Source organism: Pseudomonas sp. AK106 (assembly GCF_053903055.1).
The window spans coordinates 1,056,656-1,071,195 of record NZ_CP096426.1; the positions used below are offsets into that span (position 1 = coordinate 1,056,656).

11 protein-coding genes are annotated in these 14,540 nt (G+C 60.8%); 10 read left to right on the forward strand and 1 reads right to left on the reverse strand.

What is annotated here, in order from left to right; genetic code table 11:
- The first annotated feature begins 3 nt into the window (after window positions 1-3).
- From murD to lpxC, 9 genes are all read left to right on the forward strand, one after another.
- Window positions 4-1,350 carry a UDP-N-acetylmuramoyl-L-alanine--D-glutamate ligase gene (murD, locus tag M1E04_RS04820; protein ID WP_065992147.1) on the forward strand — a complete coding sequence of 449 codons (1,347 nt, stop codon included), beginning with the start codon at window positions 4-6 and terminating at the stop codon, window positions 1,348-1,350.
- Window positions 1,347-2,564 carry a putative lipid II flippase FtsW gene (gene ftsW / locus M1E04_RS04825; protein WP_065992148.1) on the forward strand — a complete coding sequence of 406 codons (1,218 nt, stop codon included), beginning with the start codon at window positions 1,347-1,349 and terminating at the stop codon, window positions 2,562-2,564. The genes murD and ftsW overlap by 4 nt, the downstream gene beginning before the upstream one ends.
- A complete protein-coding gene (gene murG, locus M1E04_RS04830; protein WP_065992149.1) occupies window positions 2,551-3,624 on the forward strand; it encodes an undecaprenyldiphospho-muramoylpentapeptide beta-N-acetylglucosaminyltransferase in 1,074 nt (357 codons plus the stop codon). Before ftsW ends, murG begins: the two co-directional genes overlap by 14 nt.
- The gene (gene murC / locus M1E04_RS04835) at window positions 3,617-5,077 is read left to right on the forward strand and encodes a UDP-N-acetylmuramate--L-alanine ligase (protein ID WP_065992150.1); all 1,461 of its coding nucleotides are present in this window, start codon (window positions 3,617-3,619) and stop codon (window positions 5,075-5,077) included. Before murG ends, murC begins: the two co-directional genes overlap by 8 nt.
- Complete coding sequence (locus tag M1E04_RS04840; protein WP_456292481.1) at window positions 5,074-6,033, forward strand: D-alanine--D-alanine ligase; 960 nt, start codon at window positions 5,074-5,076, stop codon at window positions 6,031-6,033. Before murC ends, M1E04_RS04840 begins: the two co-directional genes overlap by 4 nt.
- Before the next feature lie 3 nt (window positions 6,034-6,036).
- Window positions 6,037-6,909 carry a cell division protein FtsQ/DivIB gene (locus M1E04_RS04845; protein ID WP_192132757.1) on the forward strand — a complete coding sequence of 291 codons (873 nt, stop codon included), beginning with the start codon at window positions 6,037-6,039 and terminating at the stop codon, window positions 6,907-6,909.
- 15 nt (window positions 6,910-6,924) lie between these two features.
- Window positions 6,925-8,184, forward strand: a complete 1,260-nt coding sequence (gene ftsA / locus M1E04_RS04850) for a cell division protein FtsA (RefSeq protein ID WP_037014678.1) — start codon at window positions 6,925-6,927, stop codon at window positions 8,182-8,184.
- A gap of 63 nt (window positions 8,185-8,247) precedes the next feature.
- The gene (gene ftsZ, locus M1E04_RS04855) at window positions 8,248-9,438 is read left to right on the forward strand and encodes a cell division protein FtsZ (RefSeq protein ID WP_074884474.1); all 1,191 of its coding nucleotides are present in this window, start codon (window positions 8,248-8,250) and stop codon (window positions 9,436-9,438) included.
- A gap of 112 nt (window positions 9,439-9,550) precedes the next feature.
- Complete coding sequence (gene lpxC, locus M1E04_RS04860) at window positions 9,551-10,462, forward strand: UDP-3-O-acyl-N-acetylglucosamine deacetylase (protein ID WP_065992158.1); 912 nt, start codon at window positions 9,551-9,553, stop codon at window positions 10,460-10,462.
- A 499-nt stretch (window positions 10,463-10,961) separates the two neighbouring features.
- Here lpxC and M1E04_RS04865 read toward each other — a convergent pair whose 3' ends face one another.
- Entirely contained in the window at window positions 10,962-11,429 is a 468-nt protein-coding gene (locus M1E04_RS04865) for a DUF721 domain-containing protein (RefSeq protein ID WP_456292482.1), read from the reverse strand.
- 319 nt (window positions 11,430-11,748) lie between these two features.
- Between M1E04_RS04865 and secA the strand changes: the two genes are divergently transcribed.
- Entirely contained in the window at window positions 11,749-14,499 is a 2,751-nt protein-coding gene (gene secA / locus M1E04_RS04870; RefSeq protein ID WP_192132759.1) for a preprotein translocase subunit SecA, read from the forward strand.
- Window positions 14,500-14,540: the final 41 nt, after the last annotated feature.

Here is a 14,540-nt window from a genome sequence, read left to right on the forward strand (position 1 = left end):
CGAGTGTCACTGATCGCTTCTGACCACTTCCGCATCGTTGTCGGCCTCGGCAAGAGCGGCATGTCCCTGGTTCGCTTCCTGGCGAACCGGGGTGTGTCGTTTGCTGTCGCCGATACGCGGGAGCATCCGCCAGAACTCGCGACCTTGCGCCGTGACTACCCGCAAGTCGAAGTGCGCTGTGGTGAGCTGGACGTTGAATTCCTGTGCCGCGCCGACGAGCTGTATGTCAGCCCTGGCCTGGCGTTGGCGACCCCGGCGCTGCAGCAAGCGGCCATGCGCGGCGTGAAGTTGTCCGGCGATATCGAGCTGTTTGCCCGCAATGCCAAGGCGCCTATCGTGGCCATCAGCGGATCGAACGCGAAAAGCACGGTCACCACGCTGGTGGGCGAGATGGCTGCGGCAGCGGGCAAGCGAGTCGCGGTCGGCGGCAATCTCGGCACGCCGGCGCTGGACCTGCTCAGCGACGACGTCGAGCTGTATGTGATGGAGCTGTCGAGCTTCCAGCTGGAAACCACCGATCAACTCGGCGCCGAAGTGGCGACCGTGCTGAACATCAGCGAAGACCACATGGATCGCTACGCCGGGCTGCCGGCTTATCACTTGGCCAAGCACCGGATTTTCCGCGGCGCGCGGCAGGTGGTGGTCAATCGTCAGGACGCGCTGACCCGCCCGTTGATCGGCGAAGGCGTGCCGTGCTGGACCTTCGGCTTGAACAAGCCCGACAGGAACGGTTTCGGCTTGCGCGAAGAGAACGGCGAGAAGTATCTGGCCTTCCAGTTCGACAACCTGATGCCGGTCCGCGAGCTGAAAATCCGTGGCGGCCACAATCAGGCCAACGCCCTGGCCGCACTGGCGCTGGGTCATGCGGTGGGTCTGCCGTTTGACGCCATGCTTGCCAGCCTCAAGACATTTGCCGGTCTGGTTCATCGCTGCCAATGGCTGCGTGAGCTCAACGGCGTGAATTACTACGACGACTCCAAAGCGACCAACGTCGGTGCCGCACTGGCAGCGATTGAAGGCCTTGGCGCCGACATCGACGGCAAGCTGGTGCTGATTGCCGGCGGCGACGGCAAGGGCGCGGATTTCACTCCGTTGAAAGCCCCGGTTGCCGCCCATTGCCGCGCCGTAGTCCTGCTAGGCCGCGATGCGGATTTGCTCGCCGCGACCTTCGGCGATTCGGTGCCTCTGGTACGCGTCACTACATTGGAAGAAGCCGTGCAACGTGCTGCTGATATCGCGCAGGAAGGGGACGCCGTATTGCTGTCGCCTGCTTGCGCAAGCCTGGACATGTTCAAGAATTTCGAAGAGCGCGGACAACTGTTCGCCCGGGCCGTGGGGGACTTGTCATGATTTTTGGCGTGATCAAGCCGTACCCGTCGCCGATCATCAGCGGCCGTGGCGTTGACGTCGATTTCCCGATGCTCGCCGGTTGCCTCGCGTTGCTGGGCCTGGGCCTGGTGATGATCACTTCCGCGTCGTCGGAAGTGGCCGCCGTTCAGTCGGGCAACGCGCTGTACATGATGACCCGTCACTTGATCTATCTGGTGCTCGGCCTCGTCGCTTGCGTCGCGACCATGATGGTGCCCGTCGCCACTTGGCAGCGTCTCGGCTGGCTGATGCTGATCGGTGCATTCGGCCTGTTGATCGCGGTGATCGTGCCCGGCATCGGGCGTGAGGTGAACGGTTCGATGCGTTGGATCGGCTTCGGCATGTTCAACGTGCAGCCGTCGGAAATCGCCAAGGTATTCGTGGTGATTTTCCTGGCCGGTTATTTGATTCGCCGTCAGCAGGAAGTGCGCGAGAGTTGGATGGGCTTCTTCAAGCCCTTCATCGTCTTGCTGCCCATGGCTGGCCTGTTGCTGATGGAGCCGGACTTCGGCGCCACGGTCGTGATGATGGGCGCGGCGGCGGCGATGCTGTTCCTCGGCGGCGTTGGCCTGTTCCGTTTCAGTTTGATGGTGGCCCTGGCGGTTGCCGCAGTGTTCGTTCTGGTTCAGGCCCAGCCGTACCGGATGGCGCGTCTGATTACCTTCACCGACCCGTGGTCCGATCAATTCGGTTCCGGCTACCAGCTGACCCAGGCGCTGATCGCCTTCGGTCGCGGCGAATGGTTCGGCGTCGGCCTTGGCAACAGTGTCCAGAAGCAGTTCTACCTGCCGGAAGCCCACACCGACTTCGTGTTCTCGGTACTGGCCGAAGAGCTGGGCGTCGTGGGTTCACTGGCTACGGTCGGGCTGTTCGTGTTCGTCAGTATCCGCGCCATGTACATCGGCATGTGGGCCGAGCGCGCCAAGCAGTTCTTCGCCGCGTATACCGCCTACGGCCTGGCCTTCCTGTGGATTGGTCAGTTCCTGATCAACATCGGCGTGAACGTCGGTTTGCTGCCGACCAAGGGTCTGACCCTGCCATTCCTCAGCTACGGCGGCAGTTCGTTGATCATCTGCTGCGCGAGTCTGGGGCTGTTGCTGCGCATCGAATGGGAATCGCGCAACAACATGGGCAGTGAAGAAGCCGAGTTCCAGGAGAGCGACTTTGCCGAGGAGCCCACCCATGGCCGCCGGTAACGTGTTGATCATGGCAGGCGGCACCGGCGGACACGTGTTCCCGGCGCTGGCGTGCGCCCGTGAGTTCCAGGCCCGCGGTTACACCGTGCATTGGCTGGGAACGCCGCGCGGCATCGAGAACGAGCTGGTGCCCGCAGCAGGCCTTAAGCTGCACCTGATCAACGTCACGGGTCTGCGTGGCAAGGGTCGGCTGTCGTTGCTCAAGGCGCCGTTCATGTTGATCAAAGCGTTGTTGCAGGCGCGCAAAGTGGTGGGTGAGTTGAAGCCGGTCTGCGTCGTCGGCTTCGGTGGCTACGTGACAGGCCCTGGTGGTCTGGCGGCGAAGCTGGCTGGCGTGCCGCTGATCATTCATGAGCAGAACGCGGTGGCGGGCACGGCCAATCGCAGCCTGGCGTCCTTCGCCGCGCGGGTCTGTGAAGCGTTCCCGCAGACATTCGCCGCATCGGCCAAGCGTCGCACCACCGGTAACCCGGTGCGTGCCGAGCTGTTTTTCGAGACGCCGCGCCAGACGCTGATCGGTCGCCGGCCTCGTTTGCTGGTGCTGGGCGGAAGCCTGGGCGCCGAGCCGCTGAACAAATTGCTGCCCGAAGCCCTGGCGCAAGTGCCTGCCGACATCCGCCCTGAAGTGTTTCATCAGGCCGGCAAGCACCACGATGAAGTGACCGCCGAGCGTTACCGCGCCGCCGGTGTCGAGGCGCAGGTGGCCCCGTTCATCAAAGACATGGCCCAAGCCTATGGCTGGGCGGATCTGGTGGTCTGCCGCGCAGGTGCGTTGACCGTCAGTGAACTGGCTGCTGCCGGACTGCCGTCATTGCTGGTGCCTTTGCCCCACGCGATCGACGATCACCAGTCGCGCAACGCCGAATATCTGGCTCGCGAGGGCGCCGCCTTCGTCATGCCGCAAGCGACAACTGGCGCCGCCGAGATGGCCGCTCGCCTGAAAGAGGTTTTGATGCAACCCGAACAATTGAATCGCATGGCCGTCACGGCTCGCCAACTGGCCAAGCCTGACGCCACCAACACCGTCGTCGATATCTGCCTGGAGGTGGCCCATGGTTGAGAATCAACGCGCCATGCCCCAGCCGGAAATGCGCCGCATCCGTCGTATCCACTTCGTGGGCATCGGCGGCGTGGGGATGTGCGGTATCGCTGAAGTGTTGCTGAACCTGGGCTACGACGTGTCGGGTTCGGACCTCAAGACCTCGGCAGTGACCGAGCGTCTGGAATCCTTCGGTGCGCAGATTTTCATCGGCCACCGGGCAGAAAACGCTGCTCCTGCGGATGTGCTGGTCGTCTCCAGCGCTGTGAACACGTCCAACCCGGAAGTGGCGACCGCCCTTGAGCGTCGTATTCCAGTCGTGCCGCGCGCTGAAATGCTGGCCGAGTTGATGCGCTATCGCCACGGCATCGCCGTCGCCGGTACACACGGCAAAACCACGACCACCAGCCTGATCGCTTCGGTATTCGCAGCCGGGGGCCTTGATCCGACGTTCGTCATTGGCGGTCGCCTGAATGCCGCCGGCACCAACGCACAGTTGGGTACGAGCCGTTACCTGATCGCCGAAGCCGACGAGAGCGACGCGAGTTTCCTGCACCTTCAGCCCATGGTGGCTGTGGTCACGAATATCGACGCCGATCACATGGCGACCTACGAAGGTGACTTCAACAAGTTGAAGAAAACCTTCGTTGAGTTCCTGCACAACCTGCCGTTCTACGGGCTGGCAGTGGTGTGCATCGATGATCCGGTGGTGCGCGACATTCTGCCGTCGGTCAAGCGTCCGACCATGACTTATGGTTTCAACGAAGCGGCCGACGTACGCGCGATTAACGTGCGTCAGGAAGGCATGCAAACGTACTTCACCGTGCTGCGTCGCGACCGTGAGCCCCTTGATGTGTCGGTGAACATGCCGGGCAATCACAACGTGCTCAATTCGCTGGCGACCATTGCTATCGCCACCGACGAAGGCATTACCGATGAGGCCATCGTGCAGGGGCTTTCGGGCTTCCAGGGCGTGGGTCGACGTTTTCAGGTCTACGGTGAGCTGCCGGTCGAAGGCGGCAGTGTGATGCTGGTCGACGATTACGGCCACCACCCGACCGAAGTTGCTGCCGTCATCAAAGCTGTGCGCGGCGGCTGGCCCGATCGCCGTCTGGTCATGGTTTACCAACCGCACCGGTACAGCCGCACCCGCGATCTGTACGACGATTTCGTGCAGGTCCTCAACGACGCCAACGTGCTGCTGCTGATGGAAGTCTATCCCGCCGGCGAAGAACCGATCCCGGGCGCCGACAGCCGTCAGATGGCCCACAGTATTCGTCAGCGCGGTCAGCTTGATCCGATCTACATCGAGCGTGGTGTCGAACTGGCTCCGCTGGTCAAACCGCTGCTGCGCGCCGGCGACATTCTGCTGTGCCAGGGCGCTGGCGACATCGCCGGGCTCGCACCGCAATTGCTGAAAAGCCCGCTGTTTACCGGCGCCATCGTGGCCTCAACCGAAGGTAAGCTGAAATGACAGCCGCCCTGCAGTCCGCCCTGTTCTCGACGCTGGAGCCGAAACGCTTCGGCCGCGTCGCCGTGCTCTTCGGCGGCAAGAGCGCGGAGCGGGAGGTTTCCCTGAAATCCGGCAGTGCGGTGCTTGAAGCCCTGCAAAGCGCAGGCGTCGACGCGTTCGGTATCGACGTGGGTGAGGATTTCCTGCAACGGCTGGTCAGCGAAAAGATCGACCGCGCGTTCATCGTGCTGCACGGTCGCGGTGGCGAAGACGGCACCATGCAGGGTCTGCTGGAGTGCCTGGAAATCCCCTACACCGGCAGCGGCGTACTCGCGTCGGCGCTGGCCATGGACAAGCTGCGCACCAAGCAGGTCTGGCAGAGTCTCGGGTTGCCGACGCCCCGCCATGCCGTGCTGAACAGCGAGGCAGATTGTATTTCTGCAGCAACGGAACTGGGCTTTCCTTTGATCGTCAAACCCGCCCATGAAGGTTCCAGTATCGGTATGGCCAAGGTGACCGGCGTCGACGAATTGATCGCCGCCGGGAACGCCGCCCGTACCTACGATTCGCAAGTGTTGGTCGAGCAATGGATTGAAGGTCCGGAGTTCACCATCGCTTCTCTGCGTGGGCAGGTATTGCCTCCCATCGGTCTGGGTACTCCCCACAGTTTTTACGATTACGACGCCAAATACCTGGCTTCCGATACCCAGTACCGGATGCCTTGCGGCCTCGATGCAGCCAAAGAAGATGAACTCAAGGCACTCACGGCGCGGGCGTGTGAAGCGGTCGGCATTGCCGGCTGGGCGCGCACCGACGTCATGCAGGACGCCGATGGCAAATTCTGGCTGCTGGAAGTGAACACCGTTCCCGGCATGACCGACCACAGCCTTGTGCCCATGGCTGCGCGCGCGGCCGGGCTCGATTTCCAACAGTTGGTGTTAGCGATTCTGGCCGACAGCGTCCAGGTGCGAGGGTAAATCATGCACGGCGCAACGGTTCGTCATCAGCAATCCGCTACCGGCCGCAACAAGCCGGTGCCGCGGGGTGCCAGCCGCATGGTGGCCAAGGAGCCCATGTCGTCGCGCATGTCGCGACCGAACTTCGGTTTCCTGCGCAGCCTGATGTGGCCGGTGCTGTTGGTTGTGTTCGGTTTTGGTACGTACGAAGCCGCCCAGCGTCTGCTGCCTTACGCCGACCGGCCGATCTCGCGAATCAACGTGCAGGGCGACTTGAGCTACATCAGTCAGCAAGCCGTGCAGCAGCGGATCGCGCCGTTCGTGGCGACCAGCTTCTTCAACATCGATTTGGCCGGCATGCGCACCGAGCTTGAGCAAATGCCGTGGATCGCCCACGCCGAGGTCCGCCGCGTCTGGCCGGATCAGGTGGTGATCCGTCTGGAAGAACAACTACCGGTTGCGCGCTGGGGCGATCAATCCCTGCTGAACAACCAGGGTCAGGCATTCACCCCGCGTGAACTGGCCAATTACGAACACCTTCCGCAGTTGTTCGGGCCACAGCGGGCTCAACAGCAGGTGATGCAGCAGTACCAGGTACTGAGCCAGATGTTGCGCCCGCTGGGGTTCTCTATCGCTCGCCTGGAACTGCGTGAGCGAGGCAGCTGGTTTCTGACCACCGGCGCAGGCAGTGCAGGCCCAGGCCTGGAGCTGCTGCTGGGACGAGGCAATCTGCTTGAAAAGATGCGCCGCTTTATCGCCATCTACGACAAGACACTGAAAGACCAGATCACGAACATTGCGCGAGTCGACCTTCGTTACAACAACGGCCTGGCCGTTGGTTGGCGCGAACAGGCAGCAGCGCCAACGACGGACAAACCCGCCGTCGCGAAGAATTGATAAGAGGCAGGACCCATGGCAAACGTGCAAAGCGGCAAAATGATCGTCGGATTGGATATCGGCACCTCCAAAGTGGTGGCGCTGGTAGGCGAAGTCGCGGCTGATGGCACGCTGGAAATCGTCGGTATTGGCACTCACCCGTCCCGCGGCCTGAAGAAGGGCGTGGTGGTGAATATCGAGTCCACCGTGCAATCGATCCAGCGCGCCGTAGAAGAAGCGCAGCTGATGGCCGGTTGCCGGATTCACTCGGCGTTCGTCGGCGTTGCGGGCAATCACATCCGCAGCCTGAACTCCCATGGCATCGTGGCAATTCGCGACCGCGAAGTCAGCTCGGCCGACCTTGAGCGCGTGCTCGACGCTGCCCAGGCTGTGGCGATCCCGGCTGACCAGCGCGTGCTGCACACGCTGCCGCAGGACTACGTCATCGATAACCAGGAAGGCGTTCGCGAGCCACTGGGCATGTCGGGCGTGCGTCTTGAAGCCAAGGTTCACGTGGTGACCTGCGCGGTGAATGCTGCGCAGAACATCGAAAAGTGCGTGCGTCGCTGTGGCCTTGAAGTCGACGACATCATCCTCGAGCAACTGGCCTCGGCCTACTCGGTGCTGACCGACGACGAGAAAGAGCTGGGCGTGTGCCTGGTGGACATCGGCGGCGGCACCACCGACATCGCGATCTTCACCGAAGGCGCGATCCGTCACACCGCGGTGATCCCGATTGCCGGCGACCAGGTCACCAACGACATCGCCATGGCGCTGCGTACACCGACCCAGTACGCCGAAGAGATCAAGATCCGTTACGCCTGCGCCCTGGCCAAACTGGCCGGCGCCGGTGAAACCATCAAAGTGCCAAGCGTCGGCGACCGTCCGCCCCGTGAACTGTCCCGCCAGGCCCTCGCCGAAGTGGTCGAGCCACGCTATGACGAGCTGTTCACCCTGATTCAGGCCGAACTGCGTCGCAGCGGCTACGAAGACTTGATCCCGGCCGGCATCGTGCTGACCGGTGGTACCTCGAAAATGGAAGGCGCGGTCGAACTGGCCGAAGAGATCTTCCACATGCCGGTCCGCCTTGGCGTGCCGCACAGTGTCAAAGGGCTCGCGGACGTTGTTCGCAACCCGATCTACTCAACCGGCGTCGGCCTGTTGCTGTATGGACTGCAAAAGCAGTCTGACGGCATCTCGCTGTCCGGCCTTTCCGGCTCCGGTAGCAGTTATAGCGATGAACCGAAGGCCCCAGTGTTAGAGCGTCTGAAACGCTGGGTTCAGGGGAATTTCTAAGATTCAAAAAGTGGTAGGCAGGCAACAGGCGACATAAAACTAGAGAACTGAAGGAGAGGGAACATGTTCGAGCTCGTAGACAACATCCCACAAAGCCCGGTAATTAAAGTTATCGGCGTTGGTGGTGGCGGCGGCAACGCAGTCAATCACATGGTCAAAAGCAACATCGAAGGCGTCGAGTTCATCTGCGCCAACACCGATGCTCAGGCCCTGAAAAACATTGGCGCACGTACCATTCTGCAATTGGGTACCGGCGTGACCAAAGGCTTGGGCGCAGGTGCGAATCCTGAAGTCGGCCGTCAGGCTGCACTGGAAGACCGCGAGCGCATCGCTGAAGTGCTGCAAGGCACCAACATGGTCTTCATCACCACTGGCATGGGCGGCGGTACCGGTACCGGTGCTGCGCCGATCATTGCTGAAGTGGCCAAGGAAATGGGCATTCTTACTGTCGCGGTCGTCACTCGTCCGTTTCCGTTCGAAGGCCGCAAGCGCATGCAGATCGCCGATGAAGGCATCCGCGCGCTGTCCGAAAGCGTCGACTCGTTGATCACTATTCCCAACGAGAAGCTGCTGACCATCCTCGGTAAAGACGCCAGCCTGCTGTCGGCTTTCGCCAAGGCTGACGATGTACTGGCCGGTGCCGTTCGCGGTATCTCCGACATCATCAAGCGTCCGGGCATGATCAACGTCGACTTCGCCGACGTCCGCACCGTGATGTCCGAAATGGGCATGGCGATGATGGGCACTGGCTGCGCCAGCGGTCCGAACCGTGCGCGTGAAGCCACCGAAGCGGCGATCCGCAACCCGTTGCTGGAAGACGTGAACCTGCAAGGCGCTCGCGGCATTCTGGTCAACATCACCGCCGGTCCTGACCTGTCTCTGGGTGAGTACTCCGACGTGGGTAGCATCATTGAAGCGTTCGCCTCCGAGCACGCCATGGTCAAGGTCGGTACCGTTATCGATCCGGACATGCGCGACGAGCTGCACGTGACTGTGGTTGCCACTGGCCTGGGTGCAAAAATCGAGAAGCCTGTGAAGGTCATCGACAACACCATGCAGACCGCTCAAGCCGCACCTGCGCAGCAACACGCCGCACGCCAGGAGCTGCCTTCGGTCAACTACCGCGATCTGGACCGTCCAACCGTGATGCGCAATCAGGCACACGCGGGCGCAACAGCCGCCGCGAAGATGAACCCGCAAGACGATCTGGATTATCTGGATATTCCAGCGTTCCTGCGTCGTCAGGCTGATTAATGGGTTCTATCAGGGGTATAAGGGTGATTGGTGTTCAGCAAAGGCGGGGTCTGCTATCATCGCCAGCCTTTGTTGATACTAATTCGCGATACGCGCTGAAGCGGCCAATGCCATGATTAAACAACGCACCCTGAAAAATATTATCCGTGCCACAGGTATCGGCCTGCACTCGGGGGAGAAGGTTTACCTGACCCTCAAACCAGCACCTGTGAACGCTGGCATTGTGTTTTTCCGTACCGACCTTGAGCCGGTGGTCCAGATCAACGCTCACGCGTTGAATGTGGGTGACACCACGCTTTCCACGACGCTGTTCAATGGCGACGTGAAGGTCGATACGGTCGAGCACTTGCTGTCGGCCATGGCCGGTCTTGGCATCGATAACGCCTACGTTGAACTTTCTGCCTCCGAAGTTCCAATCATGGATGGCAGCGCAGGTCCCTTCGTATTCCTGATTCAATCGGCTGGCCTGGAAGAGCAGGACGCACCGAAGAAATTCATCCGCATACTTAAAGAAGTGTGCGTAGAAGAAGACGGCAAGTCCGCCAAGTTCTTACCGTTTGAAGGGTTCAAGGTAGGGTTCGAGATCGACTTCGATCACCCTTATCTGAAGAACCGTACGCAAACGGCTTGTGTGGATTTTTCCAGCACTTCGTTCGTTAAAGAAGTGAGCCGTGCGCGGACATTCGGTTTCATGAAAGACATCGAGTATCTGCGTAAGCACAACCTGGCTCTGGGCGGAAGCGTTGAGAACGCGATCGTCGTGGACAAGGACGGCGTGTTGAACGAGGACGGTCTTCGTTATGAAGACGAGTTCGTGAAGCACAAGATTCTGGATGCCATCGGTGACCTGTATCTGTTGGGCAACAGTCTGATCGGCGAGTATCAGGGCTTCAAGTCGGGACACGGTCTGAACAATCGTTTGCTTCGTGCGTTGATCGCTCAGGAAGACGCTTGGGAAGTTGTGACCTTCGAAGATGCCAGCACCGCACCGATCTCTTACATGCGCCCGGTTGCGGCGGTGTAAACAGTCTCTTCTTCCTAGTTTTGTTGTTTTCAGGCCACCTTCGGGTGGCCTTTTTTATGAGGTCTCTTTTTGGCCTGCGTACGCGGGAGCGCTCTGCCTAACGGCAGAGCATTTCGCCTTCGGCGAGTTACTTGGAAAAGCACCCCAAGTAACCAAGGGTGCTTGCTCTCGGTTGGGCCCTTCCTTCGTCAGGGTTCCTTCACTCCGGTCTCGCTCCGTGGGCCCGCGCCGAACGGGCATCCATGCCCTGACGGCGCTCTCGCCGCATCCATGCGGCTCGGCCCACTGCGCGAGACCTGCGTTCAGCCTGCACCCAAGTCGCGTTTGGCGGTGTCTGGGCTTTATGCGTATGAAGATCAAAAGCGTTAAAGCAGATCAGAAGCTTCCCGGCTGAAGCCGGTCCTACAGGTGGAGTCGGCCCTACTGAGCGCACGCGGTGTTCATGTAGGACCGGCTTTAGCCGGGAAGAGGCCAGTGCGAGCGCCGGCATTCTCAGAGTTTACGAATTCCCAGCCTCTTTCGGCGCCGCATGCGCGGCCAGCCGCTCCAGCGCGGCACGCAGTTTCGGGTCGGTGATGCCTTCGGCAGTCGCGGAGATGGTTTCGGCCGCTGCAACCGACAGATCGCGTGTATGCCCCATCTCGGTCCGGTGGGTTCTCGCGGGCTGTACCTTCAGTTGCAGCCGGGTGAGGTTGGCGAATTCCTTGAACGCTACCAGTTGCCGTTGCAAGCGCTTCTGTTGATAGCGCAGTCGGGTGGCCCAGTGGCCGTCGGTGACGATGAGTAGCAGGGTGCCTTCGCGCCATGACGCGACATGACAGTGCTCGCGGGCAGCGGGTTGTAGCTGGCTTTCCAGCAGCCGCTGCAAGTGCGCGAGGCGTTGGGCGTGGTTGAAGATGGCTTTGAGCGGCCGGGCTTCGCGCAGGAGAACAGCCGGTGCGCGCGCCGGTAGGGGACGAAATGCCATGGTGGGGTGCCTTGTGTTGCCAGGGCGTGATCTTAGCAGAATCGGTGGAAGCACCTTTAGGTCAGGCGTTCCGGGTGCAAATGCACGGCGCGATCATGAAAAAACATTAATAAAACTTCTCACCCGCATGGGTTGAAGTCACGGGAAATGACCCTATTGTACTTCTGCCCCGTAACATTGCTGTGCCAGCATCGTGGAATAACGCCACTTTCCTCACCACCATTTCCGGGTAGAATGCTCGTTCGCATGCGGCCATGAGGGCTGCTCGGGCGACTCACGGGGCCGCCCTCCATCCCTATGTGTGGAAGATCCTTTCGATATGTTTGCACCTTTGTTAAAAAAACTTTTCGGAAGCAAGAACGAGCGCGAAGTGAAGCGCATGCTCAAGACGGTCCAGGTCGTCAACAGCTTCGAAGAGCAAATGCTCGCCCTCTCGGACGAACAGCTGCGCGCCAAGACCGACGAGTTGAAGGCCCGCATAGCCAAAGGTGAGACCCTCGACCAGCTCTTGCCCGAAGCCTTTGCGGTCTGCCGCGAGGCGGGCAAACGCATCATGGGCATGCGTCACTTCGACGTACAGCTGATCGGCGGCATGACACTGCACGAAGGCATGATCGCCGAGATGCGTACCGGTGAGGGCAAGACCCTCGTCGCGACCCTCGCGGTCTACCTCAACGCACTGTCCGGCAAAGGCGTGCACGTGGTCACGGTGAACGACTACCTGGCCCGTCGTGACGCCAACTGGATGCGCCCACTGTATGAATTCCTCGGTCTGACCGTAGGCGTGGTAACACCTTTCCAGCCGCCGGAAGAGAAGCGCGCCGCCTACGCCTCAGACATCACCTACGGCACCAACAACGAATTCGGTTTCGATTACCTGCGCGACAACATGGCGTTCAGCCTGGAAGACAAATTCCAGCGTGAACTGAATTTCGCCGTGATCGACGAAGTCGACTCGATCCTTATCGATGAAGCCCGTACACCGCTGATCATCTCCGGTCAGGCCGAAGACAGCTCCAAGCTCTACACCGAAATCAACAAGCTGATCCCCAAGCTCGAGCAGCACATCGAGGAAGTGGAAGGCCAGGTCACCCAGCAGGGCCACTTCTCCATCGACGAGAAGTCCCGTCAGGTCGAGCTGAACGAGTCCGGTCACCAGTTCATCGAAGAGATGCTCACCGAAGTCGGCTTGCTGGCTGAAGGCGAGAGCCTCTATTCCGCGCACAACCTCGGTCTCTTGACCCACGTTTATGCCGGTCTGCGTGCCCACAAGCTGTTCCATCGCAACGTCGAGTACATCGTTCAGGACGGCCAGATCCTGCTGGTCGACGAACACACCGGCCGTACCATGCCGGGTCGTCGTCTGTCCGAAGGCCTGCACCAGGCCATCGAAGCGAAGGAAGGCCTGAACATTCAGGCCGAGAGCCAGACCCTGGCCTCGACCACCTTCCAGAACTACTTCCGTCTCTACAACAAGCTGTCCGGCATGACCGGTACCGCGGACACCGAAGCGTTCGAATTCCACCAGATCTACGCCCTGGCCGTGATGGTCATTCCGCCGAACAAGCCGTTGGCGCGTAAAGATTTCAACGACCTCGTGTACCTGACCGCCGAAGAGAAATACGCGGCGATCATCACCGACATCAAGGCCTGTCTGGCCGAGCAACGCCCGGTGCTGGTGGGTACGGCGACGATCGAAACCTCCGAGCACATGTCCCGCCTGCTGGTGCAGGAAGGCATCGAGCACAAGGTTCTGAACGCCAAGTTCCACGAAAAAGAAGCTGAAATCATTGCCCAGGCCGGTCGTCCGGGCGCGCTGACCATCGCCACCAACATGGCCGGTCGCGGTACCGACATTCTGCTGGGCGGTAACTGGGAAGTTGAAGTGGCCAGCCTGGAAGACCCGACCCCTGAGCAAATCGCGCAGATCAAGGCCGACTGGCAGAAGCGCCATCAGCAGGTGATTGAAGCGGGTGGTCTGCACGTGATCGCTTCGGAGCGTCACGAATCCCGTCGTATCGACAATCAGCTGCGTGGTCGTGCGGGTCGTCAGGGTGACACCGGTTCGAGCCGCTTCTACCTGTCGCTGGAAGACAGCCTGATGCGGATCTTCGCCTCTGACCGGGTGAAGAACTTCATGAAAGCGCTGGGCATGCAGTCCGGCGAAGCGATCGAGCACCGCATGGTGACCAACGCGATCGAGAAAGCGCAGCGCAAGGTCGAAGGCCGCAACTTCGACATCCGTAAGCAGTTGCTCGAGTTCGACGACGTCTCCAACGAACAGCGCAAAGTGATCTACCACATGCGTAACAGCCTGCTGGCTGCGACCAACATTGGTGACACCATTGCCGAGTTCCGTGAAGAAGTCCTCGACGCCACCATCACCGCGCACATCCCGCCGCAGTCGTTGCCCGAGCAGTGGAATGTCGCGGGTCTGGAAGCCGCGCTGAGCAGCGATTTCGGCGTGAAGCTGCCGGTTCAGCAGTGGCTCGACGAAGACGATCACCTCAACGAAGACACCCTGCGTCCGAAGTTGATGGAAGCCATTCTGGCCGCCTACAACGAGAAAGAAGACCAGGCCAGTGCCGAGGCGCTGCGCACGTTCGAGAAGCAGATTCTCCTGCGCGTGCTGGACGACCTGTGGAAAGACCACTTGTCGACCATGGATCACCTGCGTCACGGTATCCACCTGCGCGGTTACGCTCAGAAGAACCCGAAGCAGGAATACAAGCGCGAGTCGTTTGCCCTGTTCCAGGAGCTGCTCGATTCGATCAAGCGCGACGCCATTCGTGTGCTGTCCCACGTTCAGGTTCGCCGCGAAGATCCGGCCGAGGAAGAGGCGCGCCTGCGCCGCGAAGCCGAGGAGCTGGCCCAGCGCATGCAGTTCCAGCACGCCGAAGCACCGGGTCTGGATCAGCCGGACCTGCTCGCCGAAGAGGGTGAGGACGTCGCGGTAGCGGCTGCCGCTGCACTGTCACCGGTTCGCAACGACCAGAAGCTGGGTCGCAACGAATTGTGCTGGTGTGGTTCGGGCAAGAAATTCAAGCACTGCCACGGCCAGATCAGCTGATTCGCCCATCGCGACGAGCTGTAGCTGACCTGTAACATCAC

Coding starts and splice junctions, on each gene's coding strand:
- murG (WP_065992149.1), top strand. CDS start 2,551: ATGGCCGCCGGTAACGTGTTGATCATGGCAGGCGGCACCGGCGGACAC.
- M1E04_RS04865 (WP_456292482.1), bottom strand. CDS start 11,429: ATGGCATTTCGTCCCCTACCGGCGCGCGCACCGGCTGTTCTCCTGCGC.
- secA (WP_192132759.1), top strand. CDS start 11,749: ATGTTTGCACCTTTGTTAAAAAAACTTTTCGGAAGCAAGAACGAGCGC.
- ftsZ (WP_074884474.1), top strand. CDS start 8,248: ATGTTCGAGCTCGTAGACAACATCCCACAAAGCCCGGTAATTAAAGTT.
- ftsA (WP_037014678.1), top strand. CDS start 6,925: ATGGCAAACGTGCAAAGCGGCAAAATGATCGTCGGATTGGATATCGGC.
- M1E04_RS04840 (WP_456292481.1), top strand. CDS start 5,074: ATGACAGCCGCCCTGCAGTCCGCCCTGTTCTCGACGCTGGAGCCGAAA.
- ftsW (WP_065992148.1), top strand. CDS start 1,347: ATGATTTTTGGCGTGATCAAGCCGTACCCGTCGCCGATCATCAGCGGC.
- M1E04_RS04845 (WP_192132757.1), top strand. CDS start 6,037: ATGCACGGCGCAACGGTTCGTCATCAGCAATCCGCTACCGGCCGCAAC.
- murC (WP_065992150.1), top strand. CDS start 3,617: ATGGTTGAGAATCAACGCGCCATGCCCCAGCCGGAAATGCGCCGCATC.
- lpxC (WP_065992158.1), top strand. CDS start 9,551: ATGATTAAACAACGCACCCTGAAAAATATTATCCGTGCCACAGGTATC.